The organism is Bifidobacterium sp. MSTE12 (assembly GCF_000513015.1).
Lineage (GTDB): Bacteria > Actinomycetota > Actinomycetes > Actinomycetales > Bifidobacteriaceae > Bifidobacterium > Bifidobacterium dentium.
Genome location: NZ_AZYA01000003.1, coordinates 93492 through 120162 on the forward strand (window position 1 = coordinate 93492; position 26671 = coordinate 120162).

The 26671-nt window shown below is 58.8% G+C and carries 21 protein-coding genes; 7 read left to right on the forward strand and 14 right to left on the reverse strand.

Features of this window, described 5'->3' with window-relative positions; translation table 11 throughout:
* Positions 1 to 55 precede the first annotated feature (55 nt).
* The 3 genes from HMPREF1494_RS00510 to HMPREF1494_RS00520 form a co-directional block, all read right to left on the reverse strand.
* A complete protein-coding gene (locus HMPREF1494_RS00510; RefSeq protein WP_003840355.1) occupies positions 56 to 292 on the reverse strand; it encodes a hypothetical protein in 237 nt (78 codons plus the stop codon).
* Entirely contained in the window at positions 292 to 678 is a 387-nt protein-coding gene (locus tag HMPREF1494_RS00515) for a DUF948 domain-containing protein (protein ID WP_003843863.1), read from the reverse strand. The genes HMPREF1494_RS00510 and HMPREF1494_RS00515 overlap by 1 nt, the downstream gene beginning before the upstream one ends.
* A gap of 87 nt (positions 679 to 765) precedes the next feature.
* Positions 766 to 1440 (reverse strand): histidine phosphatase family protein, encoded by a 675-nt coding sequence (locus tag HMPREF1494_RS00520; protein ID WP_003840360.1) that lies wholly within the window; start codon positions 1438 to 1440, stop codon positions 766 to 768.
* Positions 1441 to 1492: 52 nt separating this feature from the next.
* Here HMPREF1494_RS00520 and HMPREF1494_RS00525 point away from each other — a divergent pair, with 52 nt between their 5' ends.
* Positions 1493 to 1870 (forward strand): phage holin family protein, encoded by a 378-nt coding sequence (locus HMPREF1494_RS00525; protein ID WP_012902109.1) that lies wholly within the window; start codon positions 1493 to 1495, stop codon positions 1868 to 1870.
* Between the two features lie 120 nt (positions 1871 to 1990).
* Here the strand turns inward: HMPREF1494_RS00525 and rpsD are convergent, their stop codons facing one another.
* The 5 genes from rpsD to HMPREF1494_RS00550 form a co-directional block, all read right to left on the reverse strand.
* On the reverse strand, positions 1991 to 2617 hold the full coding sequence (gene rpsD / locus HMPREF1494_RS00530; protein WP_003841914.1) for a 30S ribosomal protein S4: 627 nt from the start codon (positions 2615 to 2617) through the stop codon (positions 1991 to 1993).
* Between the two features lie 253 nt (positions 2618 to 2870).
* Positions 2871 to 3680, reverse strand: a complete 810-nt coding sequence (locus tag HMPREF1494_RS00535) for an ABC transporter ATP-binding protein (protein ID WP_034518298.1) — start codon at positions 3678 to 3680, stop codon at positions 2871 to 2873.
* Positions 3681 to 3682: 2 nt separating this feature from the next.
* Positions 3683 to 4894, reverse strand: a complete 1212-nt coding sequence (locus HMPREF1494_RS00540; protein WP_003840365.1) for an ABC transporter permease — start codon at positions 4892 to 4894, stop codon at positions 3683 to 3685.
* Position 4895: 1 nt separating this feature from the next.
* A complete protein-coding gene (locus tag HMPREF1494_RS00545; RefSeq protein ID WP_003843793.1) occupies positions 4896 to 5294 on the reverse strand; it encodes a DUF4418 family protein in 399 nt (132 codons plus the stop codon).
* Positions 5295 to 5504: 210 nt separating this feature from the next.
* The gene (locus HMPREF1494_RS00550; protein WP_396334917.1) at positions 5505 to 8126 is read right to left on the reverse strand and encodes an ATP-dependent helicase; all 2622 of its coding nucleotides are present in this window, start codon (positions 8124 to 8126) and stop codon (positions 5505 to 5507) included.
* 188 nt (positions 8127 to 8314) lie between these two features.
* On the opposite strand from HMPREF1494_RS00550, the gene HMPREF1494_RS00555 reads away from it, so the two are divergent.
* Complete coding sequence (locus tag HMPREF1494_RS00555; protein ID WP_034518304.1) at positions 8315 to 8896, forward strand: xanthine phosphoribosyltransferase; 582 nt, start codon at positions 8315 to 8317, stop codon at positions 8894 to 8896.
* A gap of 62 nt (positions 8897 to 8958) precedes the next feature.
* A complete protein-coding gene (locus tag HMPREF1494_RS00560) occupies positions 8959 to 10317 on the forward strand; it encodes a nucleobase:cation symporter-2 family protein (RefSeq protein WP_003841924.1) in 1359 nt (452 codons plus the stop codon).
* Between the two features lie 79 nt (positions 10318 to 10396).
* Here HMPREF1494_RS00560 and HMPREF1494_RS00565 read toward each other — a convergent pair whose 3' ends face one another.
* The 4 genes from HMPREF1494_RS00565 to HMPREF1494_RS00580 all read right to left on the reverse strand — a co-directional run bounded on the left by HMPREF1494_RS00565 (position 10397) and on the right by HMPREF1494_RS00580 (position 18124).
* Entirely contained in the window at positions 10397 to 12220 is a 1824-nt protein-coding gene (locus HMPREF1494_RS00565) for an acyltransferase family protein (RefSeq protein ID WP_034518307.1), read from the reverse strand.
* Between the two features lie 236 nt (positions 12221 to 12456).
* Positions 12457 to 13686 (reverse strand): acetate/propionate family kinase, encoded by a 1230-nt coding sequence (locus HMPREF1494_RS00570; RefSeq protein WP_003843955.1) that lies wholly within the window; start codon positions 13684 to 13686, stop codon positions 12457 to 12459.
* 90 nt (positions 13687 to 13776) lie between these two features.
* Positions 13777 to 15477 (reverse strand): phosphate acetyltransferase, encoded by a 1701-nt coding sequence (gene pta / locus HMPREF1494_RS00575; RefSeq protein WP_034518310.1) that lies wholly within the window; start codon positions 15475 to 15477, stop codon positions 13777 to 13779.
* Between the two features lie 169 nt (positions 15478 to 15646).
* Positions 15647 to 18124: a phosphoketolase gene (locus HMPREF1494_RS00580; protein WP_003840380.1), complete on the reverse strand. Its 2478-nt coding sequence runs from the start codon at positions 18122 to 18124 to the stop codon at positions 15647 to 15649.
* A gap of 454 nt (positions 18125 to 18578) precedes the next feature.
* Here HMPREF1494_RS00580 and guaA point away from each other — a divergent pair, with 454 nt between their 5' ends.
* The 4 genes from guaA to HMPREF1494_RS00600 all read left to right on the forward strand — a co-directional run bounded on the left by guaA (position 18579) and on the right by HMPREF1494_RS00600 (position 24267).
* Positions 18579 to 20141 carry a glutamine-hydrolyzing GMP synthase gene (guaA, locus tag HMPREF1494_RS00585; protein ID WP_034518314.1) on the forward strand — a complete coding sequence of 521 codons (1563 nt, stop codon included), beginning with the start codon at positions 18579 to 18581 and terminating at the stop codon, positions 20139 to 20141.
* Positions 20142 to 20348: 207 nt separating this feature from the next.
* Positions 20349 to 22106, forward strand: coding sequence for a histidine kinase N-terminal 7TM domain-containing protein (locus HMPREF1494_RS00590; protein WP_034518317.1), 1758 nt, complete (start codon positions 20349 to 20351; stop codon positions 22104 to 22106).
* Entirely contained in the window at positions 22103 to 23623 is a 1521-nt protein-coding gene (locus tag HMPREF1494_RS00595) for a sensor histidine kinase (protein WP_034518320.1), read from the forward strand. Before HMPREF1494_RS00590 ends, HMPREF1494_RS00595 begins: the two co-directional genes overlap by 4 nt.
* A gap of 14 nt (positions 23624 to 23637) precedes the next feature.
* Positions 23638 to 24267 carry a response regulator transcription factor gene (locus tag HMPREF1494_RS00600; RefSeq protein ID WP_034518323.1) on the forward strand — a complete coding sequence of 210 codons (630 nt, stop codon included), beginning with the start codon at positions 23638 to 23640 and terminating at the stop codon, positions 24265 to 24267.
* Positions 24268 to 24363: 96 nt separating this feature from the next.
* Here HMPREF1494_RS00600 and HMPREF1494_RS00605 read toward each other — a convergent pair whose 3' ends face one another.
* Positions 24364 to 25200, reverse strand: coding sequence for a hypothetical protein (locus HMPREF1494_RS00605; RefSeq protein WP_231495277.1), 837 nt, complete (start codon positions 25198 to 25200; stop codon positions 24364 to 24366).
* 166 nt (positions 25201 to 25366) lie between these two features.
* A complete protein-coding gene (locus HMPREF1494_RS00610; RefSeq protein ID WP_034518331.1) occupies positions 25367 to 26614 on the reverse strand; it encodes an SPFH domain-containing protein in 1248 nt (415 codons plus the stop codon).
* Between the last annotated feature and the right edge of the window lie 57 nt (positions 26615 to 26671).

Below are 26671 nucleotides of genomic sequence, written 5' to 3' on the forward strand. Positions count from 1 at the left end.
GATGCCCTCCGAACGTCTTGTACAAATGTTGCCTATACGGATTGAAGCGCGAAGATCAGTCGATCTTATCGGCATATCTGGCGTTAAGTTCAGCCTCGCGGGCTCGACGCGTGGCATTGAACTCGTTGACCAATCCTTCAAGCGTGCGTACGGTCACGTGGTCCTGATCAGGGCCGAGCAGGAACTGGCGCGCCACGTCAGGCGTATTGGCCTTGATATAGGCCTGCGCCTTGGTGACGGCCATGACCCCGATGCCTACACCCAGGGAAATCCAAAAGAGACGTTTGAACATCACTCCCCCTTGTTCTGGGCACGGTCGGCGGTCCGATTGTTCATGAAGGACTGTGCCGTGGACTTCAGAGCATAGACGGCCGAAGCGATCTTAATGACCGGCTTGCCAAGGAAGGATCCATAAAGGTCGGTCAGGGCGCCCACATTGTTGGCCGTGGTCGAGGCTGCCGCGGAGATCTTGTTGACATCCTCCAGTGACTTATTGACCTGCTGTACGGTGGTCACACTTTCGTCAAGCGCCGGAATCGCATGGTCTCCGGTGTCCTTGACGGTCTGCGCGATCTGATCGAACAGCTTGCCCAGACGGATCAACGGGTAGATCATGAAACCGGCGAGAATCGCGAACGCGATTGCCGCAATCAGACCGGCGATTTCTCCAACACCCATCATGTACCTCTTTTCTGTCCCACGGTGACCCGCGAACACAATACCCGCCTAACAGTAGTCAAAAGCCACGACGGAAGGCAAATTCGTTCACTGGTTATATGAAATGACGGTCACTGCCTGATCGATTGGTTGTTCCGTGTCGAAATCAAGGCTGGTGACCGACCCGTTTGCCGGTCGTTCGCTGAGGTCATAGCCTTCGGGCGCATAACGATGCATCAGACTCAGCAAGGTATTGCCATGAGAAATCTGCAGCACATGATCGCCGTCCTTCAGCAACGGATTTGCGGCGATCAGCGAAAATCCCCCCTCGACGCGTTCCCAGTATTCGGCATCGGACTCGGCGTCATGGAACGGATCGGCCTCTTTCAGAAAGTCACGGGTGGCCGCAAGGCCGAATTTCGCCACGATGTCATTGTAGTTCTTGGCCCCGTGAGGCCCGCCGGCAGCAGTCCATGCGACGCTCATGTCCTGTCCCTCGAAATATCCATAGAACTGTTCGCGCAAATGCATGTCGCTGATCAACGCCGGACGGACATGCCCTGCCAACTCATTCATGTCGAGAATGCGCTGCGCGGTTATCTGGGCGCGCGTGGTGTCGGAACAATAGGCGGCGGCGAAATCGTAATCGCGCAACTTGGTTGCGGCCTTGTCGGCATCGGCGATGCCGGACTGCGTCAGTGGCGAATTCGACCACCCTTGCAGACGGTTGTATCGATTGAAGAACGTCTGTCCGTGACGGACGAGATGGAGATGAAGCAACATGCTTTCATGCTACCCGCTGAAGTGGGAGAAACGCATGCACTACGATGGGATTATGAGTCATTTCATTTCACGTTGGCTGGTTTTGACCATAGCGGCCGGGGTCATGGTTGCCCTGCTGCCCGGCATGCATGCCATCGGAGACCCTCCGATTCTTGGCATCGGGGCGTTCGCACTGTTCATGGCACTGATCAATGCTTCGATCAAACCGATCGTGCATGCCATAGCATTGCCGTTTTCCATTCTGTCGTTCGGTCTGATCGCCCTGATCATCAACTGGCTGTTCATGCAGCTCGCCTCCTGGCTGGCCATGAGCCTGTTCGACGTGGGCGTCGTCATCGACGGCTTCTGGTGGTCCGTCATCGGTTCGCTGATCATGTCGATCGTATCCACCATCGTCGGCGGCATTATCGGCGGCATGTTCGCGGACTGATCAGCACCTGCGGAATCCCCGCAGATAACGCAGATAGCAAAGAGCCTCGCGGCCATAACGGCGGCGAGGCTCTTGCTGTATGTCCTTATACTGTATGTTCTTACAGTATGTGAATCCAGATCAGCGGGCGTAGAATTCGACCACGTACTGGATGTTGACCTGCACCGGGATTTCCTCGGCTTCAGGCTTGCGAGTCAGGGTGGCCTTCAGGGAAGGCAGGTTGACGTCCAGGTAGCCCGGGACCGCCGGCAGCACATCGCGGTGCACGCCTTCGGCAGCAATCTGGAACGGAACCATGGTCTGGCTCTTGGCCTTGACCTGAATGGTCTGGCCAGGCTTGACGCGGTAGGACGGGCGGTCGACGATGTTGCCGTCGACGAGAATGTGACGGTGGACCACGAACTGACGGGCCTGGGCGGTGGTGCGAGCGAAACCTGCACGCAGAACCAGGGCGTCAAGACGGGTCTCGAGATCGGTCAGCATGGCGTTACCGGTCTGGCCGGCGGTGTGGGTGCCCTTCTCGTAAGCGGCGCGAAGCTGCTTCTCGGAAATGCCGTACTGAGCGCGAAGACGCTGCTTCTCGCGCAGACGCACTGCGTAATCGGATTCAGTGCGGCGGCGGGTGCGGCCGTGCTCACCCGGAGCATACGGACGCTTTTCGAAGATGCGCTGAGCCTTAGGGGTCAGAGCGATGCCGAGGGCGCGGGAAAGACGCACCTGACGGCGAGAACGCTGAACGTTCGTCATTGGTTTAATCCTTTGTTTGTTCTGTCGTTGTCTGAACGGAACGCGCGTCGATCACTCGACCCGCGCTGAGCCAGCCTCTCCAGTGCTTCCTTCGCGGCAAGCGCGAACGGCAACCTTCGACAAGGTCGGCCGCCGACCCACTGATGGGCTAAGACTCCAGACGGCATACGTCTACAAGACGCACACCAATCGTCAATGATACACACAGGGGCGGGACTAGCATCGAACAGCCTGGCATTCGGCATGTCTTGCCCTATGCCTCGCTCAGCACTCCCCTATCCATGCGGAATACGTAGTCCACATATGCCAGAGCGTCCGGGTCATGCGTGACCATCAACACAGCGGTACCGCCATTCGCGACATCCCGTAGCAGCCGCATGACGATTGCGGTGCTTGCCGCATCCAGATCACCGGTGGGTTCATCGGCAATGAGCAACTTCGGCCGATTCATCAGCGCGCGTGCGATGGAGACGCGACGCATCTCACCGCCGGAGAGCTCCTTCGGATAACAGTCGGCCAGATCGGCGATTCCCAGCATTTCCAGCAACTCACGGGCACGCCCGACAAGACGGTCGGAAGAACGGACGGCCGTATCCGTGGCGATCGGTGCCGCCGCGATTACATCTGGCAGACCGTCGTCCACCTGCGTCTGGCCGGAAGGCATCTTCTCGGCATCATCGTTCTCCTGAGCATCATCGTTGCCATCGATCTCTTGATTGCCGGACTCGAGTACCGCCGGAAGAATCACGTTATCGATTACGGTGAGATTCGGCAGCAACGTCTGACTCTGCGTCACGAATCCGATCACCCGGTTGCGTATCGCCGACATCTGTCTGTCACGTAAGGCGACGATATTCCGCCCATCAAGCGTGATCGTGCCGTCAGTAGGACGCAGCAATCCGGTAATGAGGTTGAGCAGCGTACTCTTGCCGTTGCCGGAACGCCCCACGATGGCGATGAATTCACCTTCCCTCAGAATGAGGTTCACATGATCGACCGCCGCGAACGGCTTGCCACGGCGCGTGAATTCACGGGTCAGATCGTGCAGCTCCAATACGTTCATGCTCACTCCCCCTCCCTCAACGTCAGATAGGTTTCCGGTGCGGACAGTTTCACCGCGGTGGCGATGGATGCGATCACACCGGTAATCACCGCGAATACGAAACTCACGGCGATCAGCAGCATTACGTTCCACACGCCGGATTGCAGATAAGGCAGTTGCAGCTGTCTGCCGATCAGCGTGCTGAAGGGGAAGATCGCCAGCGAAGCGAGCGCCACGCCGATTGCACCGCCCAATGCGCCGATTATGACGGATTCCCTGATGATGATGCCCACCAATGTGGAGCGTGTGGCCCCCATGATGCGGTACGCGGCGAATTCACGTTTGCGCTCATTCATGGCGGAGGCGAATACCGCAAGCAGTACGATCAGCCCCATGATCCAGAACACGGCCACGAAAATCGTCACATATCCCACGATGACCGTCAGATTGTTCTTGGTGGTTGCGGTGATGCCGCCCGGATAGACATAGCCAAGGCCTTTGAGTCCCGTGGCTTTGGTGATGTTGGAGGCGACCTGCTGTGCGGAATAGCCATCCTTGACCTTGATCAGGATGGCGGAGACCGCTTTGTCGGCATATTCCTGCGGAATGGCGGGATGCCCGACCTTCGCGGAATAGGAAACGACGTCGGGGACGGTGTTCATATTGACGAATACGGAATTGTCAAGTGACGTACCCGTGTTCGCCAGCTGCGCGGCGACCGGGAATTCGTGCCCATACAGCTTGACGGTGTTGTTTCCGGATACGTTGATGCTGGCTCCGGCGATGATCTGGCCGTCTTCGAGCACACCGTCGAATTGCGAGCCGATCCATGGGGTGATGACGAAATCGGTTTGCGGGTTGAAGCCGATGATCTGCACCTTGTCGTCGCAACATGCGGCGGCCAGCGACGAAATGTAGGTCTGTGCGGTGATTTCGTCGATGCCGTCGGCCTTCGATACCTCGTTTTCGATGTCGTTGGTGAAGTAGAAGGTACTCGATCCGCCATTCGTCAGCAACGCCTCGGCTTCGTTTTTCGTATTCTGCGGGGTAACCATCAGATCGGCGCCCATACGTTCCTGCATGCTATTCAATCCCGCTTCAAGGTTCATCGACAGCAGGGAGCCTCCGTAAAAGGCGACGGTGAGCATGGTGACCACGATGACGAGGGCCGTGGTCCGAAACGGCTTGCGCCTGAGATTCGTCACAGGCAGGCCGGCAAGGGTGACATGATTCATATCAGCGATGCTTTGCCGGCTTCAGGTCAAGGTATGCGGCGATGACGGAGAATACCGTGGTGAGTACGCCCAGCACGATCAGCGTAGGCAGCGTCACCATGTGGCAATGCATCATCGCGCCCTTGCACACGCCGATCAGCACGGTCGGTACCAGAATCACCAGCACGCCCAGTACGGCGTTGGCGATGTCCAGACCGGCGCGGGTCGCTTCGGCGACAAACAGACCGATGATGGCGAGCAATGCGATGACGATGCCGATGCCGAGCGCTGCCTGCGCGGTGTAATGGCAGGCCATCGGCATGTCCGTGACCTCGCACACATGGGCGAAGGTTCGCGGGGCGACGGCGATCAGCACGCCAAGGACGAACTGCGCAATGGCTGCGAAAAGTTTCTTGTTCATGATTTCCTCTCGACAAATAATCAGGCAACGCCCGATTATCGCAGTGTTGACCATGAAAGAAAAGTCTTGACTTTTCACGTTCGTAGTGATAAAGCGCCTGTCGAAAGCTCTCAGAGCTTTTCGATAGCTGAACCGTCAAACGGGGAACCCAGTGGGTTCCACGTAGGTGAAGTGAGCGGCACCGCCGCGAAGGGCGCCTGTCGAAAGCTCTCAGAGCTTTTCGATAGGCGCCACGCGCAGCATCAGCCGCTTGATGCCATCCGTGCCGAAATCCACGGTGATAACGGAATTGCGGCCCTTGTCCTGCGTATCGACGATGGTGCCCAAGCCATACTGGTCGTGCGTGATCTTGTCTCCGATATGGAAATCCTCGATATTGAGGTTATTGTCCTTGCTCAGTGCGGAGGCGGGTGTGGTTCTCGGTTTGTCAAGCGCCTTCGGTTTGGTGTGACGGGTGGTCACCTTGCCGGCCTTGGCGGACTTGCCGGAACCGTAGGAAGACGATCCGTACGAGGATCGCGAACTCGAACCGTACGCGGCACGGCCCGAACCGTAGGACGAGCCACCACGGGAGGATGACGAGCCATATGACGATCCTCCATACGAAGAGCGAGAACCGTATGAGGTCGTTCCACCATAGGATCCGCCACGTGAGCCATATCCGGAGCCGCCGAACGACGAGGTGCCGAAGTCGTCATCGCCCCAACCGCCGAATTCGTCGTCATCGTCGAAGCCGCTCTGCCAACCGCCGCGCATGCGTTCCATGCCGGCTTCCTTACGCTTCCAATCGATGAGATCCTCCGGAATCTCATCGAGGAACTGGCTTGGCATCATTTCGTTGGCCTGTCCCCATTGCGCACGCACCGCCGCTCGGGTCACATACAGACGCCTTTTCGCACGGGTGATGCCCACATAGGCAAGACGACGTTCCTCGGAAAGCTCACTTGTATCTTCCATGGCTCGTGAATGAGGGAAGGTACCCTGCTCCATGCCGGTGAGGAACACGACCGGATATTCAAGGCCCTTGGCGGTATGCAGGGTCATCATCGTGACCTTGCCGGAATCCTCGTTCTCACCGGGCAACTGATCGGAATCCGCCACCAATGCGGTGGTTTCCAGGAATCCCGCCAATGTGGCGTCCGGCGTGTTCTGTTCGAATTCCGCCGCTACGGATTGCAGCTGCGAAAGATTATCCACGCGTGAGGCGTCCTGCGGATCTTCGGAGCGTTGCAGTTCCTCCAGAAGTCCGCTTCTGGACAGCACCTCCGCCACCACTTCGGATGGTTTGGCGTCATGCGCCTTCGCAAAGTCGACCAATTCGTGCATCAGGTCGCGGAACGCTCCCAATGGCTTCGCCGTTCGTCCGGTCATGCCTTCGATCTGGTCAAGATGTTCGATGCCGTCGAAGAACGTCGTGCCATGCCGATCCGCATACATGGCGACCAGCCCTTCCGCACGGGCGCCCAGCCCTCGTTTCGGCACGTTCAGGATGCGACGCATGTTCACGTCGTCGGCGGGGTTCACGATGGCCTGCAAATATGCGATGGCGTCCTTGACTTCTCTGCGTTCGTAGAATTTGGTGCCTCCTACCAACTGGTATGGCAGGTTGGCGTTGATCATCGCCTCTTCCAGCGAACGCGATTGCGCGTTGGCCCGGTACATGATGGCCATGTCGCTGTAGGCGATGCCTTCCTCCGTATGCAGCCTTGTGATTTCGGATGCGATATAGCCGGCCTCCTGCTGCGCGTTGTCGGCTGCATAGCCGATGATCGGATCACCTTTGCCGAGTGCGGTCCACAGTTTCTTCGGCTTGCGGTTCTCGTTCTTCGCGATCACCGCATTCGCCGCATCCAGAATGGTCTGCGTCGAACGGTAGTTCTGTTCGAGCATGATGGTCTTCGCGTTTGGGAAGTCCTCTTCGAAATCCTGGATGTTGCGGATGTCGGCGCCGCGGAAGGCGTATATGGACTGATCGGAGTCACCGACGACGGTAACCCAGGAGGGTCCGACCCGGCCCGCGCCCGTGGCATGCGGATCGGCCTGCTCGCCCGAATCGATGCCGGAGAGTTCACGCACCAATACGTATTGGGCGTGATTGGTGTCCTGATACTCGTCCACGAAAATGTAACGGAATTTGTGCCGGTAATAATCGCTCGCTTGCGGGCACGTTCTGAACAGTTCGACGGTGCGCATAATCAGATCGTCGAAGTCCACGGCGTTGGCCTGGGCCAGACGGTACTGGTATTCGGAGTACACCACGGCGAACAGTTCCTCGACGTTGTCGAACCGTCCCAGCTGGTAGCCGCGTTGCCCCGGCCGGTAATCGGCGGCATAGGTCTTGAGCTGGTCCTTCCACGAGATCAGTGAGTTCTTGTAGTCGGAGATCTTGCCGAGAATCATGCGCGGCGTATAGCGCTTCAGGTCAATGTTCAGATCGGCGCCGATCAGCTTGATCAGTCGTTCACTGTCAGCGGTGTCATAGATGGAGAATCCGGATTTCAGGCCGATCTGGTCGCCGTCGCGTCGCAGGATGCGCACGCAGGCGGAATGGAACGTCGAAATCCACATGCGTTCGGCTTCCGGTCCGACGAGTGCGGCGAGACGTTCCCTCATCTCGGCCGCGGCTTTGTTGGTGAAAGTGATGGCGAGAATCTGGCTTGCCCAGATGCCATGAGCCAGAAGCCATGCGATACGGCGTGTCAGCACACGGGTCTTGCCTGATCCCGCACCTGCGCCGATAAGCAATGCCTGACCGTAGTACTTCACCGCTTCGCTCTGCTGCGGATTGAGATCCTTGATCAACGTTTGCGGATCGCACAAGACGGGTCCCATGTTCTGCTGCACCGGTTCCACTTTCCTTCTCGACATCGTATATTCGCGGAATACATATCTACCACACGCGCAGGTCAGAGGAAGACGTTCGGATAGTCAATTGACGCGCGTATATTGACTGCCATATGCGGCTCGCCGCATGCCACCTACCATGCTGCGTTCGCAGCCGACAACACCTAAGGGGATTCATGAAGGAGCTTGAAGAGCGCATTCGCGAACAGGGTACCGTCAAGCCGGGCGACGTGTTGAAGGTCGACGCCTTCCTCAACCATCAGTGCGATGTGGAATTGTTCGATCATATGGGCGCCGCCTGGGCCGAGCATTTCCAAGGCAAGACCATCACCAAGATTCTGACCATCGAGGCTTCCGGCATCGGCATCGCCTGTGTGGCGGCCCGTCATTTCGACAATGCACCGGTGGTGTTCGCCAAGAAGGCGCAGTCCATTAACCTTGACGGCGATCAGTACACCACCACCGTCTATTCCTTCACCAAGCAGAAGGAATTCCCCGTCATCGTCTCCAAGCGTTACCTCAATGAGGGCGATCATGTGCTGCTTATCGATGATTTCCTGGCCAATGGCAAAGCATTGAGAGGTCTGATTGAGCTGTGTCATAAGGCAGGTGCCGTGGTGGAGGGCATCGGCATCGCCGTGGAGAAAGGTTTCCAAGGTGGCGGCGACAAGCTCCGCGAGGAAGGCTATGACGTCGATTCGCTGGCGATCGTGGAATCGATGGATTCCCAGACCGGTTCCATTACATTCCGCGCATAGTCGTTTCGACTCATACGATTGCACTGCACAACGCTCATTCATGAATTAAGAGAGGATTTACTGTGAGCGAAGAGAAGAACATCACGAAGACGAGTGTCTCGTTCGAGGCGTTGAGCAGCCTGGACGCACCCGTATCGTTCTGGAAGGGCATTCCGTTCGGCCTGCAGCACGTCATGGCCATGTTCGTGGCCAATCTGGCACCGATTTTTCTGGTGGCCTCGGCCGCCAAGATGGATGCCGCGCAGTCGGCCACGATCATTCAGGCCGGTCTGCTGGTGGCCGGCCTGGGCACCTGCCTGCAGCTGTATGGCCTGTGGCTGATCGGTTCCCGTCTGCCGATGGTCACCGGCATCTCATTCACCTATGTCGCCGCCGCCATGTCGATCGCCCAGAATCAGGGCTATGGCGCCGTCGCCGGTGCGGTCGTGCTCGGAGGCCTGTTGGAGGTCGTGCTCGGTTTGACGGCCAAATATTGGCGTCGTTTCGTGCCTCCGATCGTATCCGCGATTGTGGTCACGTCCATCGGCTTCTCCCTGTTGTCCGTCGGTGCCACCAGCTTTGGCGGCGGTTCCGGCGCGAAGGATTTCGGTAGCTGGCAAAATCTTACGCTCGGTCTGATCTCGCTGGTGGCATGCCTCGCGTTCCAGTTGCTGATGAAGGGCACCGCCAAGCAGCTGTCCGTGCTGTTCGGCTTGGTTGTCGGCTACGTGGTTGCGATTGTCATGGGCAAGGTCGATTTCTCCGGTTTCTCGAGCCTGCAGGTGGTGTCGGTCCCTCACTTCATGCCGTTCCAGCTTGAGTTTGATCCGGGTGCGATCATTTCCTTCGCATTGCTGTATGTGGTCTCCTCCGTGGAAGTGCTTGGTGATACCGCAGCCCTCACCAAGGTGGGTCTCGACCGTCAGCCCACCGACAGGGAAACCGCCGGCGCCATCGCCGGTGATGGTCTGATCTCCTCCGTCTCCGGACTGTTCGGCTGCCTGCCGCTGACCTCCTTCGCGCAAAACATCGGTCTGGTGGCCATGACGAAGGTCATCAACCGCAAGGTGATTCTTTCGGGTGGCCTGATCCTGGTGCTGGCCAGCTTCGTGCCGGCAGTGGCGGAAGTGTTCAATTCCCTGCCGCAGGCCGTGCTTGGCGGCTGCACCATCATGATGTTCGGCAACATCATCCTGTCGGGCTTCCAGATGATCTCCGAAGCGGGGTACACGCAGCGCAACATCACCATCGCCGCGCTGAGCCTGACCATCGGCATCGGCTTCACGCAGGTCGGCGACATCTTCACCAACTTCCCTCCGCTGTTCCAGTCGATCTTCGCATCCAACTGCATCGCGGTGGCGTTCGTGGTCGCCGTGATTCTCAACGCGGTGCTACCGAGTGAGGAGCACTTCCTGTCCGCTCCGCAGCATCAGGAGGATTAAGGCTCAGCCCATCGACAACGATCAGTATATGAAGCCCCCGATCCGACCTCGGACCGGGGGCTTCGCTGTTTTTCACCGATCAATGGCCTTGCTTAATCCAGCGCTGAATCGCATCCTTGACGGTTTGAGCGTAGATGGTGTTGGTCACTCCCGGATGGATGCCGTCTCCGGCAAGCTCGTCGGCATGGGCTGAAATCGCCGCATCCCAGTCCACCAACACCACATCGTCGCTGTGCGCCTCAGCGAATCGCCGCAGCGTGTCATTGGTGCCAGGAACCCATGACACCGGCGCATGCGCATTGATAAGCACCAGTACATGTTCCGGTCCGATATCGTCAAGAATGTCATTCAATTGGTCATCCGTCACCACGGAATTGGTGGCCAGCCCGATCAACACCCACTGGCGCAGCCCATCGGACTGCCCTTTTGCCTGATCGATAAGACCCTGTGCCTTAAGCATTGAACGCGAGGTTTCGGCATCCACTGCGATTCCAGGAAATACGGACTGCAGACCCTTGCTGGAAGCCAACATCACGGAATCGCCGATTGCCGTCATTTGGTGCCCGGACGGCATCGTATGCACGGGCCTTTTCGGCCTTGGAACCTTACGTCTGTCCAAAACATCATGTCGCCGCTGACGTTGCAACATTCTGGCATTGGCTTCCAACGAAGTCTGAACGCCGGTCTGCGCAGGCGCATTGGCAACGGCATATCCGGCAAAACTCCACGTACAGGTCAATACGAGCACGGTGGCCCACAATCGTAGGCCGTTATCCAAATCAAATGTGTCTGTCGGGCGAATCAGCGCGATGAAACCGGCACGGGCCACCGGGCGCTCAAACAGCATCCATGAAAGGACCGCGAATACGGCGGTCAGCATGACGGTCACCGCCAGTGTACGATCGGCATATCGCGCACCCCACTGCGGGAACACGGCCCGCACGAGCAGCCATAACGGCCAATGCCATAAGTAGATGCCGTAGGAATAACGGCCGATCATGGCAAGCGGTCTGAACACCAGCAAGTCCTGCATCCATGATCCGAAGGGAATGGAGCCGGCTATCAATACTACGGACAGTGTCGAAGCCGACGCAATGGCGAAGCGGAAAGACATGGCTCCTTGACCGATATGACGCATCATCCACAGCAACGCCAATAACGCTACGAATGCGGCAATCGGACCGATCCGTCCCCAACGTGCGTGAATACGGTCCATCAGCTGTGTTTCGGAGACACGGCCGTTGCCGTGCCTGAGTAGCATCAGCGCCCAAGCGAATGCGGCGCCGAGCCATAATCCCATGGCATGCGTATCGGAGCCGAAATACACGCGTGTGGGATCGTCGTCGATGTGGTACCGCAGTCCCATGGACAGGGCGCTGCATATGGCCAATCCGGTCAATACGAATACGGGAATCCACCGATGTAGGCTTTTCAACAACACGTACACCGCAATCGGCACCAGCAGGTAAAACTGCATGAGTACGGACATGAACCACATATGCCGGAACATGTCGGGATTCATTTGCGCGAAATAACTGCTTCCGTTGCTGATGGCGTACCAGTTGTAGCAGCCGAGCAACACGGTGAGTATCTGATTGCGTATACCGACGAGCATGTCGCGATTGATGAACCACGCCATGGCCACCGTGATGGGAATCAGCGCCAGCAACGCCGGGTATATTCGCCGAAACCGTTTGAGATAATACTCGCCCCAGCCGATGCCCCTGCCGGCATCGATACGTCGTAGCAGCGAAGAGACGATCAGGAAACCCGAAATGGTGAAGAACACATCGACGCCAAGGAATCCTCCGGGCAGGACGCCCTGATCGCAGTGGTAGAGCACTATCGCGATCAGGGCGATGCCCTTCAGCCCATCCAAACCGACAAATCGTCGTCCAACCACGAAAAACCGCTTCCTTCGAAAGAACACATGCACGCCATCAAGCGTGACCTTCGTATCGTACTACCATGCGTCCCTCATTCATACGATGCGATGAACGCAACGAGCGGTCTCACATCGGACCGGCAATCATCCGAAAAAACGAAACCGTGTTTCGAATGCGATCGACAATGCGACTGCATTCGAAACACGGTTTTACGAACGGGGTCTCCCCTATATTTGTGAGGAAACGCCTCTCATCACTTGGAGAAGGTGTTGCCGTAGGTGTCCTGGCCGGCATCGGCGATAGCGGCGGACTTGCGGGCGATGGCCAGCTCCTCGTTGGTCGGGATGACGCAGATGGTGATTGCGGAATCCGGAGTGGAGATGATGCGCGGCTCCTTGGAGCGGGTCGCATTCTTCTCCTCATCCAGCTTGACACCGAACGGAGCGAGCTTGTCGCACACCATCTTGCGCACGATGTCATCGTTCTCGCCAACGCCTGCGGTGAAGGTGATCACATCCACGCCACCCATCTGGGCGGTGTAGTTGCCGATGTAGCCGACGATGCGGTGCACGTAGACGTCCAGCGCCAGCTTGGCGTCCTCATTGCCTTCGCCGACCAGACGATGCACTTCACGCAGGTCGCCGTAGCCGGTCATGCCCATCATGCCGGAACGCTTATTGAACAGGGCATCCAGCTCGTCCACGTTCATGTGGGCGTTACGGATCAGATGGAAGACGACGGCCGGATCGATGTCACCGGTACGGCCACCCATCATGAGGCCTTCCAGCGGGGTCAGACCCATGGAGGTCTCGACCGGCTTGCCGGAGATTTCGGCGGAGGCGGAAGCACCGTTGCCGATGTGCAGCACGATCTGCTTCAGGCCCTCGGCAGGCTTGCCGATGACGGCCGGCACCACGGAGGAGATGAACTCGTGGGAGGTGCCGTGGGCACCGTAACGACGGATGTGGTACTGGTCGGCGATCTCCTTGTTCAGCGCGTAGGTGCTGGCCGCCTTCGGCAGCTGGAAGAAGAAGGAGGAATCGAACACGAAGATCTGCGGAACATCCGGCAGCAAGGAGCGCATGACTTCGGCGCCCTTGGCCTCCGGGCCGTTGTGCAGCGGAGCGAGCACGGCAAGATCCTTGACCTGATTGATGGTCTTGTCGGTGACCAGGGCCGGATCCGGGAAGAGGGAGCCACCCTGAACGACACGATGGCCGACGGCGACGATGCCGGCTTCGTCCAGCTTCGGACCGAACTCATCGAAGAAGCCGAGAACGCGCTTCAGACCCTGCTCGTGGTCGTGAATCGGCTCTTCCAGCTCATGCTTTTCACCGTTGAACTCGTGCTTGTAGTGGCCGTCAACCGGCTCGCCGATCTTCTCGACCAGGCCGGAAGCAATACCTTCACCGGTTTCAAGATCAACCAGCTGATACTTGATAGAGCTGGAACCGGAATTGATGACAAGGACGGTTTTCGCCATTGTGGGCATCCTCCATGTGTTATATCGATGTGCCGCTTACGCGACTTTCCAAAACCTTAGATTACTCGTTGCTTGCTACAAAATGCCGTATTACTGGGCTTCGATGGCCGTCAGGGCAACGGTGTTGATGATGTCCTGCACGGTGGCGCCACGGCTCAGGTCGTTGACCGGACGATTCAGCCCCTGCAGCACCGGGCCGACCGCCACCGCGCCGGAAGAGCGCTGCACGGCCTTGTAGCCGATGTTGCCGGCGCACAGGTCCGGGAACACGAACACGTTAACGTGTCCAGCAACCGGATCGCCCTTAGCCTTGGTTGCGGCTACGGTCGGCGACCAGGCGGCATCGAACTGGATGGAACCGACCACGGCCAGTTCAGGAGCCTTGTCCTTGACGATTGCGGTGGCTGCCTCGACCAAATCGACATCCGGGCCCTTGCCGGAGCCGAGCGTAGAGTATGAGAGCATGCCGACTTTCGGTTCCAAACCGAATGCTTTGGCGGTTTCGGCGGACTGGATGGCGATTTCCGCCAGCTGTTCGGCGTTCGGATTCAGGTTGATGGCACAGTCGGAGAATACGGCCACATGATCCTTGAAGCACATGAGGAACGCACCGGAAACCAACGAGGTGCCCGGTTTGGTCTTGATGACCTGCAATGCCGGGCGAACCGTGTTGGCGGTGGAGTTGACGGATCCGGACACCAGACCGTCGGCCAGGCCGAGCACCACGAGCATGGTGCCGAAATAGCTGGCATCGGTCAGTTGCTTACGCGCCTGATCCTCGGTCATGCCCTTCTTGGCGCGCAGTTCGCACAGCTTGGCGACCATCGGCGTGAGCACTTCCTCATCATCCATGGCTTGGAACTTCGCCTTGCTCAGGGATTTCAGACCCAGTTCCTCGCCTCGGGCCAAAATCGCGTTCTCGTCGCCCACGATGATCAGGTCGACGACGTCACGCTCCAGTAGGTAATCGGCAGCCTTGATGATACGGTCCTCTTCGCCTTCCGGCAGTACGATGGTTTTCCTGTCGGCCTTGGCCTTGCCTAGTAGGCTGTACTGGAAGGCATATGGCGTAGTCGGCACCTCGAACGGTGCGTCGATTGCCGCCAGAAGGTCGGCGGTGTCGACGTTGAAGGAGAACGCTTCGGAGGCCTTTGCGACGGCACCTTCCTCGCTGAAATCGACTGCGGGAAGCGTCCATACGGGAACCGGATAATCCGCGAATTCAGCATGCAGGGCTTCCGGCTGATCGTCCTTGCATCCGGTGATGAACACGCCGACGACCTTGGTGCCGGCCGCCTCGATGGTGGCGGTGGAAGCTTCGACGGTGAACCTCACCTGTTCCGGAGTACGGTTGATGGTACAGACGGCCAAAAGAACGGGGGCCTTAAGGTCGGCGGCGACATCGGCGTTGAATGCAAAAAGAGCGGGATCATTGACGGGGGATTTGTCGGTGCCCACGATGACGACGGCTTCGGGCTGTGCGGCCTCAATGGCCTCGGTATATGCGGCGACGATGTCGGCGCGAGAACCCGCCTTGTCTTCACGGGCGCGGCGTGGGCAGACGCCGACGGACTGTTCACGGGTCAGACCGGTGTTGCTGGCTTCAAGCAGGATGTCGGTGAACGTATCCTTACGGCATACGGCCGGGCGGAACACTGCGGTCTTCTTGATGGACGCCAGTGCTGTGACGACTCCTAGGGCCACGACATTGCGACCGTTCGCGGCTTCAGGGCTGATAATGGTGACGCTGGTAAGACTCACGGTGTCTCCTATTCCTTCATTCATATGCATGGGTGACTGCGTTGTTCACACCATCAGCAATTGTAATGCGTGAACGATTATGAGTGCACCTATGTGGATCGGGGTGTCGGGGTCCATCTTACGTGCGCAATGTAAAGACCCCGGGGGAACAAAGTCCCTCGGGGGTCTTATTCAAGCGATCAGGCTGTAACGCCTAGGCTCACTCGTTATCGCCGGCGGTTGCGGCGGTAGCGGAGACAGCACCCTGCTTGTTGGTGTTGACGCCGGAGTACACCCAGTCGGTGTAATCCGGGTGATCGTAGCCGTTGTCGACTGCGAACTGGAAGGCTTCCTTGCGGAAGGCCTCGAGCTCGTCGATCTTGTCGGCGTACTTGTCAGCGTCGATCATGCGCAGAGCTTCGGCAACGAGCTCGTAGCGATCGATGTTGTTCACGCGCACCATGTCGTACGGGGTGGTGGTGGAGCCCTGCTCCTCGTAGCCGTGGACGTTGAAGTTGTCGTGGTTCGGGCGATCGTAGATCAGACCACGCACGTCGCGGGCATAGGAGTGGTAGGCGAACAGGACCGGCTTGTCCTCGGTGAACAGGTCAGCGAAGTCGGCGTCGGAGATGGCTTCGTCATTCTCCTTGGTGGACTGCAGCTTGACCAGATCCACAACGTTGACGACCTTGAACTTGATGCCCATGGCATCGAGCTTGTCGGCAGCGGCCATGATCTCCTGAGCCGGGACATCGCCAGCGGAGGCGAGCACGATCTGTGCTTCGTCGTTGGACTTGGCGGTGGAGGCCCACTCCCACTCGGCGGCACCCTTCTCGAGCTCGGCGCGAGCTTCGTCCAGGGTCAGCCAGGTGGCGGCCGGCTGCTTGCCGGCGATGATGGCGTTGATCATGTCGGTGGACTTGTAGCACTTCTCAGCCACGGCGAGCAGCATGTTGGAATCCACCGGGAAGTAGATGCCGATCACGTGATCGTTGTTGAAGCACTTGTTCAGCAGGACGGAGGTGACACCCGGATCCTGGTGGGAGAAGCCGTTGTGATCCTGACGCCACACGTGGGAGGAGACGAGCAGGTTCATGGAGGAGATCGGCTTGCGCCACGGGATCTCGCGGACGGTAGCCTCGAGCCACTTGGCGTGCTGGTTCAGCATGGAGTCGATCACGTGCACGAAGGACTCATAGGAGCTCCAGATGCCGTGACGGCCGGTGAGCAGGTAGGCCTCGAGGAAGCCTTCCATCTGGTGCTCGGAGAGCTGCTCGGTGACCTGACCGGTGACGGCCATGTGCTCATCAACCTGAGCGGACAGGTAGCCGGCGTCCCACTGCTTGTTGGTGACGTCGTATGCGGCCTGCAGACGGTTGGAAGCGGTCTCGTCCGGTCCGAAGATGCGGAAGGAGTCCGGGTTGTTCTTGATGATGTCGCGGGTGTAGACGCCCAGACGACGGGTGGCCTCGAGCTGGCCCCAGCCGTGGCCGTACTCGGCGACTTCCTTGACCTCGTAGTCCTCGAGGGCCGGCAGGTTCAGCTCTTCGCGGATGCGGCCACCGTTGGCGTTCGGGTTCTCACCGATGCGCAGTTCGCCGGTCGGCATGAAGGCGGTGACTTCCGGCTTCACGGCGCCGTTGGCGTCGAACAGCTCTTCCGGCTTGTAGGACTCGAGCCAGTTCTTGAGGACCTCGAAGTGAGCCTCGGTATCGCGGGCGGAAGCCAGCGGAACCTGGTGGGAGCGCCAGGAACCTTCGGTCTTCTTGCCGTCGATGAACTTCGGGCAGGTCCAGCCCTTCGGGGTGCGGAAGATGATCATCGGGTAGAACGGACGAGTCATGTCGTCGGTCTGAGCGGCGGCCTTGATGTCGCAGATCTCGTCGAAGACGGTCTCGAACAGCTCGGCGAAACGACGGTGGATCGACAGGTGATCCTCGTTGTCGAAGCCGGCGACGAACTCATACGGCTCATAGCCCATGCCGTGGAAGAACTCGTGCAGCTCTTCGTCGGAGATGCGGGACAGGATGGTCGGGTTGGCGATCTTGTAGCCATTGAGGTGCAGGATCGGCAGCACGATACCGTCGGTGCGCGGGTTGACGAGCTTGTTGGACTGCCAGCCGGTGGCCAGCGGGCCGGTCTCGGCTTCGCCGTCGCCGACGATGGCCGGAACGAACAGGCTCGGGTTGTTCATCACAGCGCCATAGGCGTGAGACAGGGCGTAACCCAGCTCGCCACCTTCGTGGATGGAGCCCGGGGTCTCCGGAGCGTAGTGGGACGGGATGCCGCCCGGGTAGGAGAACTGGCGGAAGAACTTCTGCAGGCCAGCTTCATCCTTGGTGATGTTCGGGAAGTACTCGGTGTAGGTGCCGTCCAGGTAGGACTGAGCGGTACCAGCCGGGCCGCCGTGGCCCGGGCCCATGATGATCACGGTGTTCTGCTGGTGATCAGCGATGAGACGGTTGATGTGGCCGATGAGGAAGTTCAGGCCCGGGGTGGTGCCCCAGTGGCCGACCAGACGGTGCTTGACGTCTTCGCGGGTGAAGGGCTCCTTCATCAGCGGGTTGCTACGCAGATAGATCTGGCCGATGGAGAGGTAGTTGGCTGCACGCCAGTACTTATCCACACCTTCGATAGCTTCCTCGGAAACCGGAGCGTTCAGCTTCTTCCAAGGGGTGCCAATAACAGGACTCGTCATGTGTACTCCTGTACTCCTGCACTGTGTTGTGCGATTGTTTATTTTCATTAGGTCCTGAACCTCGCAAAACCTTGCGGTTGCGCGGCTGGTTCATTCCCAATCACTTGAGCATATTACGAGCGAGGTGCGACTTTTGGCTGTTTTTTTGCGACTGTGTGCGCAAATGTTGTTATTTTGATACAAACTGAGAGCTTTTATCGGGGCTTTTGTGAATACTCGCAGTATCGTGAAAAGGGGTTATAAACGGCTCAATATCAACGATTTTCAATCGATTGAGACATATAGCCACGTTCGTTTTACGATGTTCACTCGCGGCGTGTTGAGTCGAACATAGTAAGCAATTGTGAGATTCGTTCACCTTGTGTTTACAGCGTTTCCAATGTCGCCTTGCACCGCCACAATGGAGCCATTATCATTGTCGGTTTCTAATTACCTCGTACCAAGGGAGAGTGTTATGGCGACAGGTCCTGTGCTCGTTGTTGATTTCGGAGCCCAGTACGCCCAGCTGATCGCACGTCGCGTGCGTGAGGCCAACGTCTATTCGGAACTCGTGCCGCATTCCATGCCGGTAGACGAGATGCTGGCCAAAGATCCGCAGGCCATCATCCTTTCCGGCGGCCCGGCTTCAGTGTTCGAACCCGGCGCCCCGCGCGTGGACAAGAAGCTGTTCGAGGCTGGCGTCCCCGTGCTGGGCATCTGCTACGGCTTCCAGGCCATGGCCTATGCGCTGGGAGCGGATGTCGACAAGGCGGCTTTGGGCGAGTATGGCAAGACCGAGACCACCATCGATGAGGCTGAAGGCCTGCTCGAAGGCTCCCCTGCCGAGCAGAACACATGGATGAGCCACGGAGTGGCCGTCAAGACCGCTCCGGAAGGCTTCGAAGTGCTGGCACACACCGAAGGCGCCCCCGTCGCAGCCATGCAGGACGAATCCCGCAAGTTGTACGGCGTGCAGTGGCATCCGGAAGTCAAGCACACCCCGATGGGACAGCAGCTCATCGAAACCTTCCTGCACAAGTGCGCCGGCTTGCCGAACAACTGGGATGCCTCCGGCATCATCGAAGACCAAGTGAAGAAGATTCGCGACAAGGTCGGCGACGCCCAGGTGATCTGCGGTCTGTCCGGCGGCGTCGATTCCGCCGTCGCCGCGGCCCTCGTGCACAAGGCCATCGGTGACCAGCTCACCTGCGTGTTCGTTGATCACGGCCTGCTGCGCAAGGGCGAAGCCGAGCAGGTCAGGCACGACTTCGTCGAGGCCACGGGCATCAAACTCATCGCCGTCGACGCTTCCGAGGACTTCCTCACCGCGCTGAAAGGCGTGAGCGAGCCGGAGAAGAAGCGCAAGATCATCGGCGAGAAGTTCATCCGTACTTTCGAAAAGGCCCAGCGTCAGGTCATCGAGGAAGCCGGCGCTTCCGGCAAGGAAGTCAAGTTCCTCGTACAGGGTACCCTCTACCCGGATGTCGTGGAATCCGGCGGTGGCGACGGTGCGGCCAACATCAAGTCGCATCACAATGTGGGCGGTTTGCCGGATGACATCAAGTTCCAGCTCGTCGAGCCTCTGCGCACCCTGTTCAAGGATGAGGTGCGCGCCATCGGCACCGAACTTGGCCTGCCGGACGAGATCGTCTGGCGTCAGCCGTTCCCGGGACCGGGCCTGGGCATCCGCATCATCGGCGAAATCACCAAGGAACGTTTGGACTTGCTACGCGAAGCCGACGCCATCGCCCGTAAGGAACTATCAAAGGCCGGTCTGGATCGCGACATCTGGCAGTGCCCGGTCGTGCTCCTCGCCGACGTGCATTCCGTGGGCGTGCAGGGCGACGAGCGTACCTACGGTTCGCCGATCGTGCTGCGCCCGGTGTCTTCCGAAGACGCCATGACCGCCGACTGGTCGCGTATTCCGTACGACGTACTGGCCACCATCTCGACGCGCATCACCAACGAATGCCGTCAAATCAACCGCGTGGTACTCGACTGCACCTCCAAGCCGCCGGCAACCATCGAGTGGGAGTAACAGGAATACGTGCGATATACGTGCACGATACGATAGATGGCATCCATGACGCATGCTGTCATGGATGCCATCGTCGCGCTTAGCCGTAAGTCAAGATGCCATGCGGGCCTATTTCGCATGTGCATGGGCAGGATATCAGGTAGATGCCAAGTGCCAGCACTCACTTTCGGCGCGCTATCAACTTTTCTGTAACGGGGAGATGTTCATATGCCCAACGGCACCGTTTTGTCCATCTTCACACGCTCACGCCGCGGCCTCCTGACCACCATATGCGCGAGTGTCACCCTCCTCTACCTTGCGTTGGTGATCGCCCTCGCCTGCGCCTGGCCTCCCTCGGCCCCCGTGCCGTCCTCCGATAACGCCAGTGCCTTCTCTTTCATCGATCGCACCGCTCTCAACTGCATCTTCGGCATCGTGTTCTCGTTCTGGGGCGTCATGGCTTACCTGCGTTGCCTCGACCCGCGAATCTCACGTCGCCTTGCCGCCATAGCCGTGATACTCACCTTGTGGCTCACGGCCGTGACCATCAAATGGAACACGACCGACCTCAAGCTTGCGCGCTACCTCTGGTACGGCTACTACATCCCCATGGCCTGTCTGCCACCGCTCTGCCTTTCCTGCGCGCTGAAGTCAGCCGGCATTGAGCTTGGCAAAACGGCTGTACGGCTTAAAACCGCTTGCATAGCACTCGGCATCGTGCTTGCCGTGCTCGCGCTCACCAACGACGTCCACCGGCTCTTCTTTACCTTTGACGTACCCAACCCGGGCCTTGTGGGCATGTACTCCTACGGCCCTGCCTACTGGGCCTTCTTTGCCTACAATACCCTGTACTACCTCGCCTTTTTCTGCGTTTTGTGGCGCTCGAGCAGAAGCGCAATGCGCGGTCTCGTGGTGCCAGCAGCCACGGTCGCAACGACAGGACTCCTCTTTTGCGCCGCTTACGCCCTCCGTGCGAAATGGGCGGTTTCGTTCAACTTCTCCCTCGTGTACGGAATCATCGTCATGGTGACACTCGAACTCTGCCTCGACCTAGGACTCATCCCCTCCACGAGGTCGTTCAAAAAGGTATTCGACGATCTTCCTTTCGATCTCAAGATCTTGTCACGCAACGGCTCCCTGTACCACCAGACCAAAGTGGCCGGCCCGCTGAATGCAAACGCCGTCAACCGCGCGAATCACGGCACACCAGGATCATTCAGACTGCCAGACCTCCCCGACAGTCTATTCATCGTCTGGCCGCTCTCTGGCGGAACGGCGCTCCTCACCCAAGACATGAGCGGACTCAACGAACTCAACCGAACCCTAGGCAAACAAGGCACCGAACTCAAACGCGACCTTGAGGCCCTCGAACACGACCGTGAGCTTGTCGAACTACTGACGGAACTCGAGGTGAAGTCGCGCCTTGTGGACGATGTCGACGCCGCACTATCCGCGTCCATGGCCGAGGTCACAGCGTTGTTGAACAACCTGCCGACCGAGCCACACGCTCGCCAGCGACAGCTGGAACGTGCGCGCATGCTCGTTGCCTACTGCAAGCGCAAGGGCTCGCTCGTCCTTGCAGAAGCGGCCGACCCGGAGCTTGACCGCGACCGTATCCGCCTTATCGCTAACGAGTTGGCCTGTGATCTGCGCGCCGTCGGTATCGATTGCGCCGCTCTCGTCAATCTCGACCATCCCGTTGCGGCCCAGCAGGCGAGCACGCTCTACGACTGCATCTATGACATGGCCTTTATGGCATTCGAATGCTCGTCTCCAGCACTCATCTATCATCTTGGCGAACGCGATGACGGCTTGATTGAGCTACGGGCCCATCTACAATCCGACGACGAAGAAGACCTTAGCTCACTACCCCGCACGCAGGCCCTGCGGGAACGCCTAGACAAATGCGACGTCATCTACGCGCTGACCGGCAATACCGGACAGCTAGTGTTGCTCGCCCGCGTAAAGGGCGGTGAGTGCGTATGAACCCGCTCTTGCTCAACGAGCCCTGCCTGATGCTCGTGGTTGCCGGCGAGTTCGTGTGCGCAAGCCTTCAGGTGGTCCACCTGTTCCTGATTGCGTTTCAGACGGCTCCGAAATCAAGGCGGCTCATGTGCATCCTCGAGGCTGCGATTCTGGGTCACCTGGCCCTTGCATTAATCCTCACCGTCGGTGCAGGGCTCATCGGTGCGCCGGTCCTGGCCCGGGCACTGGCATCCTTTCCCGCCTTTGGCGTGCTATGGATCAACGCGCTCTTTGCAGCATGGACGTTTGCCCTCGCATTACGTGCAAGACGCATCGACTTTATGTTCGACGCCCTGCTCATGGCCCTGTGCACACCAGCGGCCATCACCGCGCTCAGCACGTTATGGAACCTAATTGCCTTGCTCGACCTAACCTGGTTCCTGTTCCGCGGACTTTCTGGAATCGCTCGCGATCTCGTCAGACGCTCAGAGGGTCTCTCGGAACTCAGCACGGCCGAAACGTTAATGGGAATGCCCGCGGGCGTACTGGTCATCGGCCCCACCGGCGGATCCACCTTTATGAACGTGCGGATGAGGGAATGCCTCTCTGCATTGGAGTTGCCCTGCGACCTCGGAGATCAGACCCAGCTGTGGACAAGCCTTTCCGAAATCGGCCGCGACTTGGCCGTTGAAGCAGACTTCCTAGGCGTGCCCGAGACGCTAATGGAGGATAAAGACCGCCTTTTGGTCAATCTTCCCGATAGCACAACGTGTTTATTCGTCCGAGATACAACCGGCGGCCACCGTCCCCTGAGAAGAATCGTATGCCTCGACGTCACCGAGGCAGCGCGTGCAAATGCGGCCCTCGCCAAGACCAACCGCGAACTTGAGGAGGCCGCCACCGAGCTACGGATGCGCCTTGCCGACATCGAGCGCGTGGCACAAGCCTCCGCCTACCTGAGCATGCGCTCGCGTGTGCACGACGTCATTGGGCAGCGGCTCTCGATTCTCCATCGCTATCTCGAGATGGGCATGACCGACCCCGCATCGGTTGCCGAACTCGAGCGGCTCCTCTCATCCGTCATGGTCGATTTGCGCCGTGGCACGGAAGCCGACGCTTCCACCGAGCTCGAAGCCGTTGTATCGGCTTTTGCGCTGGTGGGCGTCGCGATTAAGATGAACGGTGAGCTTCCGGAGGGCAGTGCCGGCGTAGCCTTCACGCACATAATCCGAGAGGCCTGCACAAACTCATGTCGGCATGCCCATGCCAAACAGGTTTTTGTTGAGCTGGAGTGTACTGGCGACACAGCCCACCTCGTCATCACCGACGATGGCGAGTCGTCACCACAACCGCTTATTGAACGGGGCGGTATCACGGGAATGAGAAGAGAGATAGCATCGTTGGACGGTACGCTGAGCGTGGGCTGGGAGCCGACGTTCACGGTTCGTGTCGAAATCCCCGTTAGCGGGAGCACGAGGGAACGGGCAACAACACCGTGCCGCACGACGCAACAGCCTACGATGGAGCCGCTTGCATAGAGGGGGGACTGGCAATGATTGAAGTTCTGCTCGTTGAGGATCAGGCGATGTTACGCGAGAGCCTGGCCTGCGCGATAAACGCCCAGGAGGACATGCACGTCGCAGCTAGCCTCGCAGACGCCACTGAGGCCCCTGAGCGCGCAGCCAGACTCGGATGCGGACTCGTGCTCATGGACGTCTGCACCGAGAACGGCTCCAACGGCATCGTGGCCGCCCGGCGCATCAAGGAGGCGGACCCCACGGTGCGCGTGGTCATCATGACGGGTATGCCCGAAGTTACTTTTGTCGAGCAGGCAAAAGCCGCCGGCGTCGACAGCTTTGTATACAAGAACGTCGGCATCGACGAACTCATGGCCGTCATGCGCTCGACCGCCTCGGGTTACCAGACCTTTCCCCAAAAAACGCCTGACTCGATCTTTTCAGGCACAGCCTCGCTCACGGACGTAGAGATTCAGATCCTACGACTGACGTGCGAGGCCAAAACGCGCAAAGAGATCGCGGCCGAGCTCTACATGAGCGAGGGAACCGTTAAGCGGCGTATCGGCGAAATTCTCGCCAAGACCGGCTACGACAACATCCTGCGCCTGGCTGTGCATGCGGTGGCCGAGGGCAATATCGTTCCCGGCTTGAACGACGAGGCGTAATCGAAGTATCCCCAGCAAAAAGCGGCCGGGAGATTACCATCCCCGGCCGCCTCGTCGCCTTGCTATCTCACGAGCCAGCCAATGCCATCACATCTCTTACTCGATGTTGATATCGTAGATCGCGATGTCGGCAAAGGTCTTGCTGTCGTACACACTGAGCTGGGCATGAATGTCTTTCAACTCGTCTATCGAAGTAAGGCCGTCGTAAGCGCAGATCTCGTTGGCTGTCTCCCCCGGTGAGACGTCCCCGTAGAAGTAGTTTTCATACGTGCCGCCGTTGACGGTGGAATCGTCGAGCATATGCATGCAGATCCTGGCCTCACTGTTGTTGGTAATCGAGAACATGATGCCGGCCATGCCGTTTTCGTCCACAACACGGGCAGTTGCGGTAATGGTCGCGGTCTCATCGTCGGCGATGGTCACCACCGGGTCAATTGCCACGCTCTCGGTCTTGGCATCGTTTCCACTGGCAACATCGGCACTCTCGTTGGATTCCTCCTGCGACTTGCGATCCTTCTTGATCTTTTCTTTCAGGCTATCGTCTCCCTTCTTAAAGACGAGCTTCTCGTCATCATCATTCCTATTGGAGAGGGTCAGGCTATCACCGGAGAGCATCAAAATGCCATCTTCGTCATCGAAGTCCACGGTCGCCTTGTCCATGTCCCACGCCGCGTCTTCGATATCACCAAAGAGATCGAGCGTAGCCTTACCGTCATCGCCTAGATGCAGGATGCACTGTGACCCCTCCTCCGACATGGTCTTGACGTCGTCCTCGGTAATTTCAAGACCACCGGAAGTACCGCTGACAAGCTCCCAGTAACCGACCATCTTCGCGTTCTTGCCACCGGAAACGGGTGAGCAACCGACGAGCACGAAGCATGTAGCAAGCGCACACAGGGCCACAGCAATAAGGGAGTTGAGTTTCTTTTTCATGGCGTGCTCCTTTCTCACGCGATCTTGCTTTTTATTGAGGATCACAGGACCGCCGACGGCCACTTTGGACTGGGATACGTACCCTAACACGCCAGCCAAGCCGGCTGTCGACGGCGACTTATGCGCGCGGCATCATGCCATCGTCCTGTGACCCCGCATCTTCTTGCTACGGGCGCTTACTCCCGCAGCCAGAGCAGAAGTTCCCCGTGTTCTGGGTGCCGCAGTTGGTGCAGAACCAGGGTCCTGCAGCCTCGGGCTTAGGACTCCCGCAGTTGCCGCAAAACTTTCCGGTGTTCTGAGCACCACACGAACAGGTCCAGGCGGCTCCCGCCGCCGCCGTGCCGGTACCCGCCGCGACTCCGCCAGCTGCACCAGCAGGCTGCGCCTGAGCGGGAGCCTGCTGCGCTTGAGACGCCTGACCAAAGAGCTGCGCGGCGTTCATGCCACCCATACCGCTGGCCATGCCCATGCCCATAAAGCCCATGGCGGCACCGGCAGGATTGGCCGCAGCGGTACGCATGGCATCGCTCTGCGCCGAGGCGATGTTGGCCGCCGCTATCGCAGGATTGGCCATGACGGCCGCCTTCTGCAGGTCGCGAATCATCTGTTCCTGATCCTCGGGCGCCGAGATGGTATTTACGCCAAAGGCCGCGATCTCGATGCCACGCCGCTCCTTCCACTCGTGCGAAAGTTCCTCGTTGAGCGCATCGGCCAGCTCCCTGGTGTGGGCGGGCACGGCACTGTAGCGAATGCCCATCTCGCTGATGCGGGCGAAAGCCGGCTGCAGGGCCGTAAGCAGCTCGCTCTTGAGTTGCGAGTCGATAAGATCGCGCGTATAGGCGCTCTCGACGTTGCCGCAGACGTTCTTGTAGAACATCAGCGGATCGACCAGCTTGTAGGAGTACTCGCCGTTACAGCGCACGGTGATGTCGACATCCAAACCGATTTTCTCGTCGACCACGCGAAACGGCACAGGGCTTGCGGTGCCGTACTTGTTGCCTACGATCTCCTTGGTGTTGAAGTAGTAGATGCGCTGATCCTTGCCAGCGTCCCCGCCGAAAGTAAAGCGACGCCCCACCTGTTCGAACGATTTCTTGACCATGTCGCCGAGTTTGCCCGAGAACACCGAGGGCTCAGTACCCGTGTCGTAGACGAATTCGCCGGGCTCGGCGCAGACGTCAACCACCGCACCATTCTCGACGATCATCATGCACTGGCCGTCGGCTACCGCCACGATCGAGCCGTCCGAGATAACGTTGTTCTCGCCCTTGGTGTTGGATCCGCGCTTGCCGACGCGCTTCTCACCCTTGGCAACCAACGTATCGGCGTCCAGAGCCTCGCAATAAAAGTACTCACGCCATTGATCGGCCAATACGCCGCCAGCCGCCCCGACGCCTGCCTTCAGAAGTCCCATGATCTTCTCCTTTCATGAAAAACCGTTTCGTCAAAACTTATGACCCCGAGCTCGCAT

Bases quoted from the DNA above. Each gene is read 5' to 3' on its own strand.
- HMPREF1494_RS00510 (WP_003840355.1), bottom strand. From the start codon at position 292: ATGTTCAAACGTCTCTTTTGGATTTCCCTGGGTGTAGGCATCGGGGTC.
- HMPREF1494_RS00515 (WP_003843863.1), bottom strand. From the start codon at position 678: ATGGGTGTTGGAGAAATCGCCGGTCTGATTGCGGCAATCGCGTTCGCG.
- HMPREF1494_RS00520 (WP_003840360.1), bottom strand. From the start codon at position 1,440: ATGTTGCTTCATCTCCATCTCGTCCGTCACGGACAGACGTTCTTCAAT.
- HMPREF1494_RS00525 (WP_012902109.1), top strand. From the start codon at position 1,493: ATGAGTCATTTCATTTCACGTTGGCTGGTTTTGACCATAGCGGCCGGG.
- rpsD (WP_003841914.1), bottom strand. From the start codon at position 2,617: ATGACGAACGTTCAGCGTTCTCGCCGTCAGGTGCGTCTTTCCCGCGCC.
- HMPREF1494_RS00535 (WP_034518298.1), bottom strand. From the start codon at position 3,680: ATGAACGTATTGGAGCTGCACGATCTGACCCGTGAATTCACGCGCCGT.
- HMPREF1494_RS00540 (WP_003840365.1), bottom strand. From the start codon at position 4,894: ATGAATCATGTCACCCTTGCCGGCCTGCCTGTGACGAATCTCAGGCGC.
- HMPREF1494_RS00545 (WP_003843793.1), bottom strand. From the start codon at position 5,294: ATGAACAAGAAACTTTTCGCAGCCATTGCGCAGTTCGTCCTTGGCGTG.
- HMPREF1494_RS00550 (WP_396334917.1), bottom strand. From the start codon at position 8,126: ATGGGACCCGTCTTGTGCGATCCGCAAACGTTGATCAAGGATCTCAAT.
- HMPREF1494_RS00555 (WP_034518304.1), top strand. From the start codon at position 8,315: ATGAAGGAGCTTGAAGAGCGCATTCGCGAACAGGGTACCGTCAAGCCG.
- HMPREF1494_RS00570 (WP_003843955.1), bottom strand. From the start codon at position 13,686: ATGGCGAAAACCGTCCTTGTCATCAATTCCGGTTCCAGCTCTATCAAG.
- pta (WP_034518310.1), bottom strand. From the start codon at position 15,477: ATGCATATGAATGAAGGAATAGGAGACACCGTGAGTCTTACCAGCGTC.
- HMPREF1494_RS00580 (WP_003840380.1), bottom strand. From the start codon at position 18,124: ATGACGAGTCCTGTTATTGGCACCCCTTGGAAGAAGCTGAACGCTCCG.
- guaA (WP_034518314.1), top strand. From the start codon at position 18,579: ATGGCGACAGGTCCTGTGCTCGTTGTTGATTTCGGAGCCCAGTACGCC.
- HMPREF1494_RS00590 (WP_034518317.1), top strand. From the start codon at position 20,349: ATGCCCAACGGCACCGTTTTGTCCATCTTCACACGCTCACGCCGCGGC.
- HMPREF1494_RS00595 (WP_034518320.1), top strand. From the start codon at position 22,103: ATGAACCCGCTCTTGCTCAACGAGCCCTGCCTGATGCTCGTGGTTGCC.
- HMPREF1494_RS00600 (WP_034518323.1), top strand. From the start codon at position 23,638: ATGATTGAAGTTCTGCTCGTTGAGGATCAGGCGATGTTACGCGAGAGC.
- HMPREF1494_RS00605 (WP_231495277.1), bottom strand. From the start codon at position 25,200: ATGAAAAAGAAACTCAACTCCCTTATTGCTGTGGCCCTGTGTGCGCTT.
- HMPREF1494_RS00610 (WP_034518331.1), bottom strand. From the start codon at position 26,614: ATGGGACTTCTGAAGGCAGGCGTCGGGGCGGCTGGCGGCGTATTGGCC.